This is a genomic window from Pseudoalteromonas rubra, from assembly GCF_000967655.1.
Classification (GTDB): Bacteria; Pseudomonadota; Gammaproteobacteria; order Enterobacterales; family Alteromonadaceae; genus Pseudoalteromonas; species Pseudoalteromonas rubra_A.
The window spans coordinates 1-17,475 of the sequence record NZ_JXYA01000036.1 but is presented as its reverse complement, the minus strand read 5'-3'; the positions used below and the strand labels follow the sequence as shown (position 1 = coordinate 17,475).

The window sequence follows — 17,475 nt, the reverse complement described above, 5'->3', positions numbered from 1 at the left end:
GCAAATAAACGCCTGAGATGTCATGTAATTCACCGCGAGCAGCGCAGACGTTCTGGGTAAAACGCAAAAGGCCAGCAAATGCTGGCCTTTAAAGCGTGTTGTTATGGCAAACCGTTAACCTTGCTGCTGGCTCACCTTGTTACGGTTGAACACCTTCCCGGCTTTACCAAATACACCGAACATTTTGCCGAATAGCTTGCCGATATCCACCAAAATGATATACAAGCAAGGCACCAGCACTAAGGTGATCAGGGTTGCAAACAGCACCGCAAAGCCCAGCGATACCGCCATGGGGATAACAAACTTGGCCTGTAGGCTGGTTTCAAAGATGATTGGCATAACACCGGCAAAAGTGGTGATAGACGTCAGGGTTATCGCCCTGAAACGCGCACATCCAGCCTCGACCACTGCATCTTTGAGTTTCACACCTTCTTTTCTTACCTGGTTCACATAGTCCGTCATGACCAGCGAGTCATTAATTACCACACCGGCTGCGGCAATCAGACCATAGGTCGACATCATGCTCATATCCAGACCAAAGAACCAGTGGCCCCAGATGGCACCGACCAGGCTGAACGGGATCACCGACATAATGATTAAAGGCTGACCATAGCTCTTCAATGGCACCGCCAGCAGAATGTACACAATGAACATACCAGCAATAAAGAACATCATTTGCTCGTTGGCCTGCGCCTGATCTTCTTCAATATCACCACCCAGCTCAGTCTTCACTTCAGGGAACTGCTCCAACAGCTTGGGCAGCAGGTTGTCTTTAATGTTGTCGACCACCTCATTTGGTTCGATCACTTGCTCATCGATATTGCCGTAGATATATACAGTGCGATAGCCGTTTTCACGACGAATGTAGCTCACACCCGGGCGCTCCACGAACTCAACCACATCGCCCAGCATCACATCTTTGCCCTCTGGCGTTGTGATGACCGTGTGTTTCAGTGACGAGAATGCTTGGCGATCCAGGCGCGGATAGCGCACCATCACTCTGATCTCTTCACCTTCGCGGATCACGCGCTGCGCCTCACCACCGTAAAAGCTCATGCCCACCTGATTGGCGATATCCGACAAGCTCAGGTTCAGGTCATACGCAACCTGTTTAAGTACCAGCTGTACTTCTTTACTTTCCGGGTCGATACTTGAACTGACATCGAACAGTCCCTTTTCTTGTTGCAGCATGGCAATAAACTGACGACCTGCCGCATTGAGCATATCAATGTCCGGGCCATACAGCAGATAACCAAACTCCCCCTGCCCCTGACCTTCATCGTTCACATCATCAATCACCAGCAAAGACTTCACACCGGCAATATCCGGCATGTTTTCACGCCAGCGACGCGACAGCTCAAAGGCATCAAAAGGACGGGCCTCTTCTTCTACCAATACTGCCAACACGTTCCCTTCGGTACGACCTTCATTCCAGACCATAATATTCTTGATCATGCCCCGGCCGTACTCTTGCTCTATTTCCTCTTCCACTTCCAACATCATGTTTTCAATGGTAGCCAGAGCTTCAAGCGTCTGAGAATCCGAGGCATTGTCGTTCAGGGTCAGTTTTACCACCGGATAATCATGAGGCACTTTGGGCATTGCCACGAAGCGTACCTGATTAGAGGTGATCAGCGATACGCTCAGTATCAGCATACCAATAAAGCCACACAGTACGGTCCAGCGCCACTGCACACAGGTTTCGATCAGGTTGCGATAGGGCCCATTTACAAAGGCAAAGAAACGTTTATTGAAATTAGCACGCCAGCTACCCTCGCGCAGTGGTGCAAACTTAGTGTGGCCAATGTGTGCAGGTAAGATCCACTTAGATTCAATCAGGCTGAACGCCAGACACAGTATCACCACAACCGCAATCGACTTAAAGAAAGCCGCTTCCGGACCGCTGGACATCACCATAGGGGCAAACACCGCCATGGTGGTCAACACCCCGAATGTGGCCGGGGTCGCCACCCGTTTGGCACCGATGACCACGTTATTGACTCCGGGCCCTTTGCGCTCAATTTCGGTGTAGGCGGCCTCGCCGATGACAATGGCATCATCGACTACGATCCCCAGTACCATAATAAAGGCAAACAAAGAAACAATGTTTATGCTGATACCAAACACTGGCATCATCATAATGCTCCCCAGGAAACACACCGGCAGACCGACCATCACCCAAAACGCCAGCTTAAAGCGCAAGAAAATGCTCAGCATAATGGCAACCAGAATAGCGCCCTGGAACATGTTCTTTTTCATCATGTCCAGGCGTGCCTCAAGGTAGTAAGTCATATCGACAAAGGCCGTTAATTCAACCCCTTCCGGCAGCGACTCATTCTTCGCTTCGATGTAAGAGTGAATAGTGCTCGCAATCGGCACCATGTTTTGATCATTAGTAGCTTTCACCGACAGATAAGCGGCATTTACCCCATTCAGTTTGAAGTAGAATTCGCCTTCGACAAACGCATCTTTAATCTCTGCCACATCCTGCAACAGCACCTTAGCACCGTTCGCTCCCACTTTAACCGGGATACGGCGGAATTCATCACCACGATATTTCTGGTTTTCGACCCGCACTGAGATCAGGCCCGCATTGGTACGGATCTGACCGGCAGAGACATTGGTTGAATAACGGCTAATGGCAGCGGATACGTCAGCCATCGACATGTTGTAACGGCGTAGCGCATCCGGATTGACCTCAATGGCAATTTCATACTCTGGCATATTGCGCTCTACCAGAGAAATATTAGACAACTGCAACAGCTCGTCTTCGATTTCTTTGGCCAGCGGCTTAAGCTGTGTCAGCGGCAGGTCTGCAACCAGCGCCATTTGTACAACATTTTGTGTAAACTCAATTTGCTGTACACGGATTGGTTCCATCGATGCGGGGAAAGTGGCGATGCCATCCACCCGCGAGCGCACTTTATCTGCCACATCGGCCAGCTCAGCACTGGTGTCTATTTCCAGTTGTACGCTGCCACCGTTGCGAAATGCGCGATACACGGCCTTGTCAATCTCGGTCACATCCTTGAGCGCTTCTTCTACCTTTATCAGGATACTTTCTTCGATTTCCTGTGGAGAAGCACCGGGATAGGTTGCATTGACTGAGATCAGGTTCAGCTCAATGGCGGGAAACATCTGCCGTTGGATAGTAAAGTAGCTGATGATACCCATGATCAGGATAAAGCCCATCATCAGGTTCGCAGCCACGGAGTTATGGGCAAAGTAGGCTATCAGCCCCGTTTGCCTGGGTGTGTGTTGATCACTCATTGTCCGTCCCTGCCGTTATAGCTTTTCCAGGCTCGCGCCCTGCGTGTTTGACTCATCGGCACCTGCCACTTTCACCGACATGCCACGCTGTGGATACTCAGGTAAAGTAACAACCACCTTGTCGCTGTTATTCAGGCCAGCGCCAACCAGGAAGTATTCACCCTCTTCACGGACCACTTGTACCTCTCTCGGTTCAAGCTCGGCATTGTCATTCAGCAACCACACGGTCTGGTTATTCACCAGTTCTTGTGGCAAGCGGTAGATTTGCTTGAGGGTTTTGCCTAAAAAGCTCACCTGAACATAAGTGCCAAACTTCACTTTCGGCTGGTCGCTGTTCAGCGCATAAGGGTCATCAACCCGTACTACCAGATTGCTCATGCGCGTCTGGGTATCAACGGTGCCCAGGTCGCGGTGGATCTGCGCTTCGCGGCTAAAGCCATTCACCCCTTTATTAAACAGGGTGGCTTTGGTGCCGCTGATGGTCTCAGGTAAAAAGACAGAGTCGAAACCGGCAATGGGGATCACAATTTCGGCTTGCTCTATGTTGTTCAGCTTAGCAACCACACTACCTGTTGATACAAACTGACCCAGGCCCACATCACGAGAAACAATCAGGCCGTTAAATGGCGCAACCACATCGCAGTTTTCCAGGTCGCGCTGGGCACGCATTAATGCCGCTTTGGCCGACTTAACCGCCGCCTTGGCGCTCATCACTTGTGGTTTACGTAAAAACAGATCGGTGTGTTTTTTGTTTGGGAAGCGTTTGGCTTCATCCGCTGCCACGTCTGCCTGCGCCTGCTCTTCGATCAATGCCGCCTGGGCACTGGCCAGCTGAGCTTCGGCCTGCAATACCGCCGCCTCGTAGTTGTCCTTTTCAATGCTGAGCAAGATGTCACCTTTAGCAACCACACCGCCCGCAACAAAGCCGGGATGCCAGTAAACGACTTCTCCGGCAACCTGCACAGACAACTGAGTTGTTTCAAGTGGCATCACTTCGCCATAGCTCTGAATTAAAACTTGATGATCCTGTGCCTGAACAGACTCGACCTGTACCACGGGGCGCGTATCTACGACCTGCTTTTCTTCCTCGCCCTTTGCGACCGCGTTGACAGCTGAAAAGCCTGCCACCCCGAGGCCCAAAGCCACAGCGGGAAAGATCCATTTTAGTGCTTGTGCTTTCATGACTTTACCTATTGATATTTTCCTACCGCCTATCTTACCAATATAGAGACGTTCAATAACGTGACATTTGTAAGAATCTGTTACTGATTTAGCAAAAATCTTTCAGTAGTCTGTTAGTGTGGTAGTAATCTAGCAATAAAACCATTAAAAACATAAAAGTAACAGCCAAACTAAAGCTGACTAACAAACCCATTAAGGCCAGTTTAAACACCCAACACACGCCAACAAGTAACAAAAATGCCACAAAAGAAACTGGTAAGACCTTACAAACCCGAATAATCAGGTGCTCTTTCAATAGCGTGCCTGCCTTAGCTCCCAGCTGCCACTTTATTCGCCAGACCGGTGCAGTTAACAGCGTCAGGTACCCCAGTACGCCATACAAGCCCGCTCCCACCAGCAACATCATCAGGCTACTGAGCGCAATACCTGTGTAGGCACTGAGCCTGGCCGATTTACTCATGGCCCCTGCGTGCGCGGTCATACTGGTTAACTGAAATACACTTTGCGTAGGATCTTGTACGCGCAGCAGCGCATTGAGATCAGGTTTTGTCAATGATTGCCCTGGTGCCAGTTTGATCATCAGGTTAGTGATAAAAAAGTTGTGCGGTAAATACACAATGTCAGGGGTGCCAAGCGCCGGAGAATACACATCTGCCACAATGGCTTGCAACCTGACCGGGCGCTGATTACGCGAATACAGGGTAACGCCAACGTCTTGTAATGTCAGACCAAGCTTGCTGGCCAGACCCTGATTAATGATCACCGCCTCGCCTGGGGCATCCAGCGTCATTTGCTCGGCGCTGTATTCACTGCCTGCCAGTACGCGTTGCCCAACGGTGGCAAAATAGTCCACTCCACTCCATTGGCCAAAGGCTGTCAGCTGCCGGGCACTGTCTGGCACCGTACTGATAGGCTCCACCCAGGACATCTCCAGCGGATGATTTGCCGCTAAGCTGACGGCTGCTATCTGGGGCTGAGCCAATAATGCCTTGATATTGGCTTCACTCAGCTGGCGCCGGGCTTGCGCTTTTGCTTCACTGCGCTCAAAGTCCAGCTGCTGCATTTGCACTTGCACTAATCCAGTGTCATCAAACCCCTGCGCTTTGCTCATCTGCGCGCCGTAATGACTTAACAGCCAGAGGCTAAAGCACAATACCACCATGCCGATGACCAGCTGGGCGTTGATCAGTAGCTGGCTTAGCCAGCCCGGCAGTTGCTTTACCTGTCCTTTACCCGAGCCACTGAGCTGTTGCCTGAGGCCGTGCAGCTCAACAAAGGCAAACACACTGCGGGCAAATCCCCAGGCCAGCAATAACGCCACCAGCCACATGCCCAGATAGGCCTGCCAGGATAAATGCAACCAGGTGATACTACCCAGAATATCTTCACCCCAGTATTGCACCAGCGCCAGCAGGCCTGGCGCCAGTCCCGTTGCCACCAAAGCAGATAATCCGAACAAGGCCACAGCATGACACAATACCTGGCGAAACAGCCGGGACGGGCGGGCACCCAGCGCCAGATGCAGCGCCAGCTGTGCCTGACGGCTTTTAAAATCCAGCAGATATAACGCAAACAAGTTACATAAGGTCACCACTATTACGCCAAGTGCGGCACCAAGCAACCAGCTGCCCGTTTCCTGTAAGGCACCTTTAAGCTTGCTGTCGAGCGGGCGAAGAGTCAGCCTGAAACTGGTATCGCCAAAACCATACTGCCTGGATAATTCATTAATATCCGCACTCAGTTGCAAGGCCTGGGTTTGCAACACGGTGTTGGCCCCGGGCATGGTCCGGCCAACCAGCATCAGATTATTGCGGATCGCCATGTGAGCAAATGGGGTGATCTCGGTCGCAGTATGGCTAAAAAAAGGTAAAAACACGTCGCTGTACTGCGCCGCCCGAAACAGCTCCGGTTCGCGACTGTCCGGGGCCAGAATACCCACTACCTGAAAGCGCCGATCGTCCAGCTGCACAACCTGACCAAGGGCATCTTGCTCTGACAGGTAGCGCCGGGCAAAGCGTGCACTGACTACAACCTGGGTTGCACTTTGCGCCTGCTGCCCCTGCAGTGACGAAGCCGCAAAATAATGGCCACTTTGCAGCGTCATATTAAACAGCGAAAAATAGCCCGGTTCGACCAGGGCCGCCGAAATACGCGGTTGTTGCGGATGGTTTGCATAAAGCATATCGGTGTAATACACGGGCGAGGCCTGCTCGAACAGCTCAGGGGTCCGGTGCAAATCCCAGGCAGCGGGCGCTGAGAGCGACTCACTGAGGGCCACCTCCCCTTGTTCATTGCGCAACTCGCCATCAACCCAGGCCAGCCGCTCAGCCTGTTCATAGGGCAATGGACCATGCGCCTGCCAGGCAAGCACACCCGCCACTAAAAGTGCCGCCATGGCACTGGATTGCAATAGTACAAAGCAGGCGGTCATCCGCCAGCGACTAAATAACGCCCTCAGTGCATCCTGAATATCTGACCACATTTCACCTTACTCCTTCAGGCAATCGCGCTGTGCGTTGTATCACGTGTGTGACTGCTGCCCACTATCTCACCGTCCAGCAGACGGATCTGCCGCGGCGCCATATCGGCATATCTGGGGTCATGTGTCACCATACATATGGTGGTGCCCTGCTGGTGTAACTGTGCAATCAGCTGCATCACTGCATCGCCGCTTTTTGAGTCCAGGTTGCCCGTTGGCTCATCCACCAGCAAAATACTCGGGTTGGCAACCAGCGCCCGGGCAATGGCAACCCGCTGTTGCTGTCCGCCAGAGAGTTGGTCGGGCTTATGTGCAGCACGGTGCGACAAGCCCACTTTATCAAGGCAGCTTTGCACCCGCGCTTGCACCTCATCGCGCGACAACCGGGTGGTGCTATAGCGCAGCGGCAACGCCACATTATTAAACACCGATAACTCGTCGATCAGATTAAATGACTGAAAAATAAACCCGATGTGGCGGTTTCTTAACTCCGCACGCTGATCGGCGGTTAGTGTGCCTACCTCTGTGCCTTGGATCAGGTATTGCCCACCGCTTGCTTCATCCAGCAACCCCATAATGGACAATAACGTGGACTTACCACACCCGGACGGGCCAGAGACAGACACAAACTCCCCCTGCGCTATGCTCAGACTCACCTGTCTCAGTGCGTGTGTTTGTAGTTCTTCGGTTTCGAACACCTTACTGATGTGCTTCATTTCTATTATCTGTGTCATACTTTCCCCGCTGACAAACCGGCACCCCATTGTGCCATAATTGACCCTTAAAGCCTTAATTCAGCGCGACCTGCGCGCCCTGTTGTGCCAGATTGCTCAAGTCAGAAATAATCCAACGCTGATTGTGCTGCGCCCCCTGTTCAATTACCACATAGCGCCCAGCCAGTGCCCCAAAGTGCACAGTGGCAAGTTCCGTAGAGCCATCTTCGGCAAGTCGATATAACTGGGCACTCTGTTGCTCGCGCACATTCGCCGGACGACGGATATACAAGGCCTGCTCCAGCTCAGCGACCGTGATACTGGCATCAATGCTGAGCATAGGACGCGCCGCTTTGGGCAATGCCTGAGGTAAAGTCACTTCCACTTTCACACTGTTATCGACCACCACGGGATCAACCCGCCCCACGGTGCCTGTGACCTGCTGGTCGCGGATCCGTACCGTCACCGCCTGCCCCGGCTGTACTTTTTGCACCTGAGATTGCGCGACCCGCAGTTCGGCAAGCAAATGTGTCTGACTGCCGATCAATGCGGTTTCGTCACCCACACTGAGTCGCTGACCCACAGCCAGCGGCATACGCTCTAAAATACCCGCAACGGGCGCCGTGATCGTCAGTGCAGCTAACCTAGCACGGCTGCGCGCCAACTCCTGGCGCCGGATAACAATACGCTGCGATGCCAGCTGCTGCGCACTGGCATGTAGCTTTTTTAGCTGCTCCAGACGCTGTTGTGCGCTTTGCATTTGACGAGCCAGGTTGGCGACGCGCGACTGAGTCTGGGCAAACGCCAGTTGCGAGATGATCCCTTTTTCGGCCAGTCCCTGCTCGGCCTGCAGTCTCAGTCGGGCAGTTGCCAGATCCCCGGTTAGCTTATCCAGTACCGTTTGCTCGCTGAGAAACTCCCGCTGCTGATTGAGTGTCAGCTGTTGTAACGCCATGTCGCTGTCTTGCAGTGCCTGCTGTGCCTGCGCAACCGCCAGTGACAGGTCCGGATTATCGAGCGTGGCAATCACGTCGCCCACCTTCACCGCAGCCCCGGCTTTAAGATGAATGTGCTTAACTACCGCATCGCTCTCTGCGCTCAGCAAGTGTTGTTCGGCGCTGCGCAGCACGCCAAAACTGTCGACCCCTATGGCCAGCGGCCCGTATTCTACGGTTGCTATCAACACATCCTGGCGGGCCAACCGGGTGATAGGCTCACCCGAGCCAAATTGCCAAAGCCCTGCCAGCAAAAAGACGGGCACCAGTGCCCAATACCAGCGGCGCCAGTATTTGGTGGGTTCAGGTGGTTTGATTAGATCCATTTTCAGCTCCATTTACATTCACGCTGTAACGCCTGGAGCGAGTTTCATGCCAGATATTTTTAGCAATAAAATCATAAGCTTAAACATTTTAAATCATGCAATTGGGCGGGAGCGGACAAGTTGTCCGGAATTGGAACTGGTATTTGGGTTACTTACTGAGCAGTATGGTACAGGTTTGCAGTTCACCACTGAGACAAAAAAGGGGAAGTCACAGACTTCCCCTTTGCTCGGGACGGATCCTTTAACAGACCCTAAGTTTTTTCTAAAGACGCAGTAAAGTTACTGTAAGTCGTACACACTCTTACTACGATTTTTCAGCCAGGCCTCAAAGGTGTCTTCGTCAACCAGCTCTGCAATGCGACTTTTGAATGTGCTGTAGCCACGCTGCTCATAAAACTGCTTCAGTCTGAGCACTTCTTCGTGACGCGATGACATACCGCTGCCCGCTTTGCGCACCGCACGGTCAAAGTAGCCCGATTTATGCTTCACACTGCTCAGATAGCCACTGATATCACTGTCATTCCACTCGTTATAAACAAAGTCGTTACCACTGCCACCGGTACCCAGTGGGATCTCATCGCCGCGCACGAACAGAATATCGCCACCACCGCCACCGTACAGACCGATGTTAGAGAACGTGGAAATGGCCGCCAGGAAGTCCTTACTACCACCACCACTCAGCTCACAACTGCCTCGCTCACAGACCAGAATGTCCTGACCACTGCCACCCCAGGACTTAGCCCGGTTGCCCCATGAACCGCCGCCGGAATCAACAATGATATCGGCCCCTGAGTTACCGTATAAACGGTCTTTGTTACCATCATTACCAAAGATGATGTCTTCCCCGTCACCCCCTGAGATATTGTCGCCATCGCGGTTACCAAACAGCACGTCGTTGCCATTCTCACCTTTAATGTCGTCAGCGCCGTCGTTGTTGTAGCCACTGATACGTACGCGATGTACCACGCCGCGGTGATCGGTCGCAATATCCGAGCCACCGGCAACCCAGTCGTTGCCGTCGCCTGCGCGGATCTTGTCTTTACCGTCACCACCAAAGATCAGGTCATTACCACGACCAGTCTGGATAGTGTCATTACCATTGAGGCCATACACCGTCATATCGCGACCAACACCGCTCGCCAACAGGGTATCGTTACCGTTCGACAACTGCACCTCAACGGCTTCCACCGCATTGCTGAATGCACAGTGCTGATAGCCCGCGGAGTAAGCAAACACATACTCAGCGTGTTCTTCGACAAACAGGGCCAGATTGCTGTCGAGCGCGCGTAGTTTCCACACCCCGTTATTCAGCTCACTGTCAAAGCTGCCGGTTTGCATATGACAACGCGCGTATGCGGTGGTCAGGCTGTCCGGTACATTGCCCGCTGGCGTACAAGAATATTGCTCAATGCCGCTGATGTTGCTCTGGATACTGCCGCTTGAGCCTTCGGTCAGACAGTCCATACCGGTACCACCGTCGACTTTTTCGAAGTCGCCGTAGGTATAAATAGTGTCATCACCCTTACCGGCATACACATAATCCACTTTATTACCGGTTAAGATGGTGTCGTTGCCATCGCCGCCGTACACCAGCTGGTGCCAGTTCAGCGCCGTGCCGTCGTATTCTTCACCGCTATCGGCCAGGTTTACCTGGAAGCCGTTGTAGTTGCCCACATCGAAGGTTTCACAGCTGCCTGCGTAATATACGGTTACCAGGGCATCGTCACCTTCTGCCGTGAGCTTCTCACCGCTCACATTAGGAGACACCGCCAGGTAAGTCATATACGGATTAGCAGAGTTATCATCCGCTACGCTGATCTTGCTGCGGTCCAGGCCCTCACAGCTGGCAGGGGCATAGTTGGCACAACTGTTTGCTTCTGTATTTTGAATGTTACTTGAGATCGCACCTTCATCGCCCTGCTCAACACAGTCTGCACCAGCGCCACCATCTACACGCTCAAAGTCGCCAAACGAGAAGATCTGATCGTTACCGCCATTGCCGTAAATGTAGTCGACTTTATTACCGGTGCGGATCTCGTCATTCCCTTCGCCCCCGAATACCTGCTGGTGAAAATCCAGTTTACTGCCATCGTAGTATTCACCGCTGTCTGGCAGGTTCACGTGCAGTCCGTTGTAGTTGCTGCCGTTTAGCACTTCACAGCGGCCATTGTACGACACCACAATTGAAGACTGGCTGCCTGAAACAGTCAGCGCGGTATCGGCCAGCTTGGGGCTCAGTGCCAGATAAGTCATATATTGATTTTCAACATGCTCGCCGACTTCTATCTGGGTCCGGTCCAGACCACTACAGAAAGTGCCCGGCGCAGCCAGACGGAGGGCCTGTGCATTGTTTGGCAGCCAGGTCAGCGAGAGCGCCGCTGCCAGTAGTGCCTTTTGATAAACCACCATGTTAGTCTCCATGAGTTGAGTAAGAGTTTGCGCAAAGAAATCTGTATGGTGGAAGTTATAAGCCACAATTGTGCAATGACTATGGACTCAGACTGGGTAATAAGGATGAGTTTTGCCGCCAGCAAAACGGGTAAGAGCACAGACCAAAAACAACTTTCAGGCCTGCCCTGTGTGGTTGCCGCATCAGTAAAACGAAACCAATAGCGAAAAAACACCGCAAAAACTGTGGCGTTTAATTTACATTTTGCCAGCGCATACAGGCAGTTGAAAAAGCTTCATGGATTAAAAAACCACCATGGCGGGTTACGTTTGTTTACATAATGACGTAAGCGCACTATGAATCGATTCATAAAGTACCCAGGTTTCTTCAAACACTCAGCCAGCCGTGTTGCAATATAAACCCCTTAAAATTCATGATTTTTACTTAAAACCCTGTAAATAAAGCAAACTTTAATGCCAACATCCGAAAGTTTTCGGGTACAAATTAACACATTGACACTTTACATTTTTTAAACAGCTGTTAAATTACACCGACATAATAATAAGAAACAAAATGTAACTTCACTGTTTTAATATTCATATACGGATGTACAATGAATACACGTCAAAGATTGAACTGGCTAAACAGCGCCCGACGGGACATTCAGGCGTCAATGCGCACTCTGCGAATACAGCAAAAAATGTCGCAAGCAGAACTGGCTAAAAAAATGTCCGTCCCGGTTGACCAGTCCACTATCTCAAACTGGGAAAGTGGCAAAACCATTATGGATCTCGAGCAACTGCTGGATATCCTGATGATCTTCGGGAAAGACTGGAAAAGCTTTTTTGGTCTGCTGGCCGACAACGCTGAAAGAAGAACAACGAAAAAACCGCTACAGAAAGAACCGCCTATGGAACCAAACGCAGAAGACAAGGGAGAAGACTGATGCATATTGTTGATATGATACTTTCCTCTGCTGTTTTTATCGGGTTAGTACTTACATGGAAAGACTACAACGCTAGGTGGATGTTTTTACTACTTAGCTTTTTCCAGCTCGTTGATGTTACGTTCAACCCTATAGCTATACAATGGACTAGACATTACTACTTGTGGTGTCTCGCATTGAATACATTCTTTTTATTTCTAATATTGACGCGAGGGGTGCTCGCTGGTTTAGTATTCAGAACCACAAAGCTTACATTTTTCAAAAAGGCTAGAGAGCACTATTGCCTTACGATACCCGAATGTGCAGTTTGCATTATTATTTTCTGTTCTATGCTCTTGAACGTTTCAATATGGATAGAAATCCAGTTGTATTATTATGAAGTGCTCAACTATCCATTTATATATCATCATTTGTGGTCCCCTGCTCAATATACGTTTCATATTTTAGATACACTAGCGCTGTTTACTTTTATGATTAGATCAATGCGCTCAAAAGGAGAGCTCGTATATGAAAGAAATTAAAAACAACATTCTTAATACTATCAAAGGTGGAATAGTCCCAGGAGGAGAAGGTAGACCCCAATTACCTCGATCAGTTAATTTAGTGCTTGAAGATAAAAAGAAAAAAGCTACCTTTCCTGGTTAATTTGAAATGCTTTATTAATCAATTCATACTTTAATTTGGGACTAACATATGGCAAGCCGAGTAAAGATAGCGCTCATGCATGACTTATTACACATGGTTGTTGGAGGCGCAGCAGGTGGAGGCAGGCCAGGACTACCAGAACTGAAGGCGATAGAACAACCTCAAAAGTTTGGTAAGAAAGTACAATAAGCTACGCAGAGTTATGAATTGATTCATCAAAGACAGCCCGGCTGTGGCTATTAAGTCACGCCTGTTTCAGCTCCCCTATACCAATTTCGCGTTGGTACTTGCAGGCTTGTCACCACCCAAAGCCCGCATTCATTACGGGCGACTCTTTGCAGTGCCCACAAAGCGGCTTACTCTGAACCAGCCCGCGCATATCCTCCCCCCATAAATCCGTTGGCAGGTCGCCGGGATAAGTGTAAAGTCGGGTAAAAATAATAACAAAAACCATGACCATACGGGCACGCTGAATGCGTGTTTTAAGGAGTCTTTATGCCTGTCCGCCTGTGGCTTATTTGCCTGTTTACTGTGCTGCTCAGCGCCTGTGCCACTACTACAAAGCGCCCGACTACACCGCCGCCTCGTCCTGATATGCCCTTTAATCATGCTCTGTTTAGCCCCGTTGCGGTGATTGACGAGCAAGCGATTTTTGCCTTGCCAGCGCAAGAGCAGCAGGCCTTTTTGCGCTTTTACCAGCAACAGGTTGCAGCCGGCACGCGTGGCGACAGAGTGATTTACGACTATCTGCATGGTCAGCTTAACGAGTTTCACTACCGCGGCGAAACCTACAGCGCCAGTGCGTCGTTACAACACGGTGGCGGCAACTGTATTTCACTGGCGGTGCTCACCCAGGCTTATGCCTTTGTGGCCGGGATAGATACCCGCTATCGCAAAGTGGCCTCGGCACCTGTGTATCAGCAGGTGGCCGATACCATACTGATCTCCTCACACTTTAAAACCAAACTGCTGGCCCCAGAAGAGGCGGAAGACGAGAACTGGATCACTCTGGTGCGGCCCGGCACGGTTATTGATTACTTTCCCGCTCAGGATGCCATTTTTGTTGCCTCGGCCCAGTACCAGGATCTGGTGGCTAAGTTTTACGCCAATCTGGCGGTCAAGGCCATGCTGGCAGAGGAGTTTGACCTGGCCGCCGCGCGTATTTTGCGCGCCCGCAGCTATGCGCCGGACGACCCGGAGCTGATCAATATTGCTGCCGTTTTGCATCGCCGGACGGGCGACCGGCGCAGTGCCGAACGCATTTACCAGTATGCGCTGGAACATCGCCTGATCAGCCACAATCTGCTGTCGAATTACCTGGTGCTGGCCAAAGAACAACAGGCCACGGACCTTATCGAAAAACTTGAGCAGCAGCTCCTCAGCGAGGCAAAAACCCCGTTCGATTTTCTGATGAATGCCCGCAGCGCCATTGCCAAGGGCCACCTGAATAAAGCCACACGTATCTTGGTTAAAGTGGTGGAACAAACCCCTTACCTGCCCGAGCCCTATTTTGAACTGGCCAAAATCAGTTACCTGCAAGACGACCACGACACAGCCCGTCAACTGCTTGAGCTGGCAATAGAGAAAACCTCAGATCCGGAAAAAAGCCGGGTGTTCACCGCCAAACACAGCATGTTGCAACAACTAGCCGAACAGTAAGCCCAGCCGCGAGGTGCAGCGCCATGAGTTGTGAGGAGAGACAGCCCCAATTTCTTATATCAATTCTGGGCAATTTAAACTGCACGCGCGCCTGTTTTTAGATGGATGTTTTTGAAAAGCTTCTCTGCCAGTGCGCAAGGCTGTGACTAAAGAGTTTGGTATGTTGAACAACACCAGCTGGATACTTCAAAGGCGCTCACCCACTTTGAGGGAGCGCCTCTGATAACCCCTTACAACACCTTGTTTATAAGAGGATTGGGCTATATTTTGTCAAATATCTGCTGCTCTGTGAGCTGATACTTGGCCTGTATTTCGTCAATACAGGCCTGAGTATTGTGATTGAAGGCACGGACCTCGTTTTGCAATGTCATCAGCGTAAACAGACCACTAAACTGGCCACAGGCCAGTGTTTCTGTGTCACTTTGGGCTGCTGGCACGGCAATATCCAGATACACGCTGGGCTTGCTCACATACACACCCGGTGTGCCAGCATAGGAGCGCGATACATTGGCTGCATGGTTTGAACTGGTGAAGGTATCGGCACCGTGCTGCTGAGCAATTACCGCACTGCGCAATAGCGCAAAGTCGATGGCCTGCTCCAGTGAGACACTGCCATTACCTGAGTAATGTACCCGGTAGCTAGTATCGTTTAATTTTTTCTCGGAATATCCGCCCCGAATTCCCATCGACTGATACGACACGGCGCTGCATCCCACAGCGGCCAAGGTAATACATGCCAAACTTAAATTTTTTAACTGCTTCATTATGTTACTTCTTTTCTTTTAAAATGATGGACAAACCAATTGGCTTGCCCGCTTCCTTTTCTGCTAAACCGCATAATTAATTGATTATGCGGTTTAGTATCATGCCTGTAGCGCGGTTTCCTCATCAAAGCCCTGTGCGGCAAACGTGATTGGGCTCTGATGAACAAGTTACAGCTGCGCTAACGCACCGGGGGCTGAAACTCGCTGAGCATTTTAAACTCCGGGTCGTCGGTGTGAGGGGACTGACCAAACAGCAGCTTTCTGAGTTTAATTTGCAGCTCACGTTGCTCTCCCACATCGCTATCAAAAGGCTTATGGTACGCCTTGATATGGGTGACATTGCCCAGCTCAGTGACCTCCAGCCAGTCCACGTCATACAGAGCCTGTTTATCCAGCCCGACATGCCTGAAGAAGTGTTGACCTAACCACATTTCAGACGACACCCCCTCAATATAGCCAGGTTTAAAGCGCCAGTGGCCGGGATTAACCCGGGTATCAATGACCATTTCATTAATCGGAGGGGGTTTTCCGTTACTGATTTTAGGGAGGTGATCATGAGCCCAGCCGTAAGAGTCATGTACCATTAAGCTTCCTGAGCTTTGTCGGATATCAAATAATTCCGACATCAGCCGCGCCATAACAAATCCAGGGTGCTGCAATACAGGTTGCCACCACTGCTCACGCTGCTCAATTAATTTATCAAACCCCCATATAAATAGCTGATCAAAGTCCCAGTCACTCATAGGCATAAAGGACATGCCATGAGTACCTTCATTACCAGTATCTGGATGATCAATTGAAAAAATATCAGACCGGGTACGAGCTTTGTCTTTGCTCTTTACAAAGTTTTCGATCTTGATGGTCCGACAGGTGTCGATATTGACCAGCCTGGTTAGCCCCTCGAGGTCTGTCAATGCCTGACTAAAATCAGCCAGCTCCCAGAGCGTTAAGGCTCTGGGGAACTGGTTGGGCAAAAAATTGATATTTAGCTTTAAACTCATTTTCCAGAAAACTCCTTAACAATAACCTTTATGCCGAGTGATTCGCCGTAAGTAGCTAACCCTCTAGCCTGACTGAGCCCTCCCGGTTGTACCCGAATATCCAGCATTCGATTTTCCTTAGGTACGGGATTACCGCTGCTGCCGATAATACCACGCTTCGATAAATCGTCTATATGGGCCCTCGTTCGCCTCATCCAATCAGACCCATTGGTATTAATAGACTTCAGGCTGACCACTTCATCGCCGCGATGAAAGTCAATCAGCGGGAAGTTTTGGCCTTTAACCTTGATATACTTCCCCTCTTTGTCGCTCCATACTTCATACTTATCAGTGTCACCCCACCCATGCGCTTTATATTCATTTTCGTACACTGAGTGCTGGATCTGCCTGCCTCGCTGAATAGGCTTAACTCCCGGCGCCCACACATCATCTACTTTATGGAAGTCGCCGTACTCTCTGGGGGAGCGTATATCGACTTGTTTTCCATCACTGCCAATGTAAAAGTAGCCGCCGGAGCTGCGCTGGAAAATAGGGTAGCCATTTTCTGAAGTGTACCCTGAGTCCGTAAAGATACCGCCTTTAGGGCCTCTAAAAGTGCCATCGGGTAGCTTCTCATATTTTTCCGGGAAGTTGTGCCTGTCATTGTCTACTTCCGGGCCAGGGTGTGTTTTACGGCCCTGACCCTGACCTGGCTTGTAGTCTTTCAGATTGCCTTCGGTCATGCGATTGTAAATCGCAGCTGCCTCATCCAGGGCATCATCAGGCAACAGTCCACTGTCGCGCGCTTTTTTGATGAGAACAGTAAAACCGAAGACACCCACCCTAAACTGTAGAGGCGTATCCAATACAGGCCCAACTTGGAAGTGCACCACTTCGTTATAAATTGAAGTGCACCACTATCGTTTAAGTTAACGATGCAGCAGGTAGGCAGGTTCAGCTTGGAAATGTAAATTATCAGGCTTCGTGCACGCTCTGAGCTGTGAAAGTAGTCAGATTAGAACAATGCGAATAAGCACCCAGACCTGAGTTTGGATGAGTCGAAATTACATCAAATGAACACTATTAGCCCAGCAACTGCTCACTCTGAGTTAGATTGGCTCTTCTCT

At 50.6% G+C, this 17,475-nt stretch carries 12 protein-coding genes; 3 read left to right on the top strand and 9 right to left on the bottom strand.

Going from position 1 to position 17,475, the window contains the following annotated elements:
• Positions 1-114 precede the first annotated feature (114 nt).
• From TW77_RS15075 to TW77_RS15045, 6 genes are all read right to left on the bottom strand, one after another.
• The gene (locus TW77_RS15075; protein ID WP_046005812.1) at positions 115-3,270 is read right to left on the bottom strand and encodes an efflux RND transporter permease subunit; all 3,156 of its coding nucleotides are present in this window, start codon (positions 3,268-3,270) and stop codon (positions 115-117) included.
• 15 nt (positions 3,271-3,285) lie between these two features.
• Positions 3,286-4,452 (bottom strand): efflux RND transporter periplasmic adaptor subunit, encoded by a 1,167-nt coding sequence (locus TW77_RS15070; RefSeq protein ID WP_046005811.1) that lies wholly within the window; start codon positions 4,450-4,452, stop codon positions 3,286-3,288.
• A gap of 88 nt (positions 4,453-4,540) precedes the next feature.
• Positions 4,541-6,934: an ABC transporter permease gene (locus TW77_RS15065; RefSeq protein WP_046005810.1), complete on the bottom strand. Its 2,394-nt coding sequence runs from the start codon at positions 6,932-6,934 to the stop codon at positions 4,541-4,543.
• 14 nt (positions 6,935-6,948) lie between these two features.
• Positions 6,949-7,665, bottom strand: a complete 717-nt coding sequence (locus TW77_RS15060; protein ID WP_046005809.1) for an ABC transporter ATP-binding protein — start codon at positions 7,663-7,665, stop codon at positions 6,949-6,951.
• Positions 7,666-7,720: 55 nt separating this feature from the next.
• Positions 7,721-8,965, bottom strand: a complete 1,245-nt coding sequence (locus TW77_RS15055; RefSeq protein ID WP_046005808.1) for an efflux RND transporter periplasmic adaptor subunit — start codon at positions 8,963-8,965, stop codon at positions 7,721-7,723.
• 279 nt (positions 8,966-9,244) lie between these two features.
• Positions 9,245-11,374, bottom strand: a complete 2,130-nt coding sequence (locus TW77_RS15045) for a calcium-binding protein (protein WP_046005806.1) — start codon at positions 11,372-11,374, stop codon at positions 9,245-9,247.
• A 593-nt stretch (positions 11,375-11,967) separates the two neighbouring features.
• Here TW77_RS15045 and TW77_RS24360 point away from each other — a divergent pair.
• The 3 genes from TW77_RS24360 to TW77_RS15030 all read left to right on the top strand — a co-directional run bounded on the left by TW77_RS24360 (position 11,968) and on the right by TW77_RS15030 (position 14,604).
• A complete protein-coding gene (locus TW77_RS24360; protein WP_239398590.1) occupies positions 11,968-12,300 on the top strand; it encodes a helix-turn-helix transcriptional regulator in 333 nt (110 codons plus the stop codon).
• A 507-nt stretch (positions 12,301-12,807) separates the two neighbouring features.
• On the top strand, positions 12,808-12,945 hold the full coding sequence (locus tag TW77_RS25215; protein ID WP_156158685.1) for a hypothetical protein: 138 nt from the start codon (positions 12,808-12,810) through the stop codon (positions 12,943-12,945).
• Between the two features lie 495 nt (positions 12,946-13,440).
• Positions 13,441-14,604, top strand: a complete 1,164-nt coding sequence (locus TW77_RS15030; RefSeq protein WP_046005804.1) for a tetratricopeptide repeat protein — start codon at positions 13,441-13,443, stop codon at positions 14,602-14,604.
• A gap of 260 nt (positions 14,605-14,864) precedes the next feature.
• On the opposite strand, the gene TW77_RS24355 is transcribed toward TW77_RS15030, so the two are convergent.
• From TW77_RS24355 to TW77_RS15015, 3 genes are all read right to left on the bottom strand, one after another.
• Entirely contained in the window at positions 14,865-15,368 is a 504-nt protein-coding gene (locus TW77_RS24355; RefSeq protein WP_052713213.1) for a CC0125/CC1285 family lipoprotein, read from the bottom strand.
• Between the two features lie 179 nt (positions 15,369-15,547).
• Positions 15,548-16,369, bottom strand: a complete 822-nt coding sequence (locus tag TW77_RS24350; RefSeq protein WP_052713212.1) for a hypothetical protein — start codon at positions 16,367-16,369, stop codon at positions 15,548-15,550.
• The gene (locus TW77_RS15015) at positions 16,366-17,214 is read right to left on the bottom strand and encodes a hypothetical protein (RefSeq protein ID WP_156158684.1); all 849 of its coding nucleotides are present in this window, start codon (positions 17,212-17,214) and stop codon (positions 16,366-16,368) included. The genes TW77_RS24350 and TW77_RS15015 overlap by 4 nt, the downstream gene beginning before the upstream one ends.
• Between the last annotated feature and the right edge of the window lie 261 nt (positions 17,215-17,475).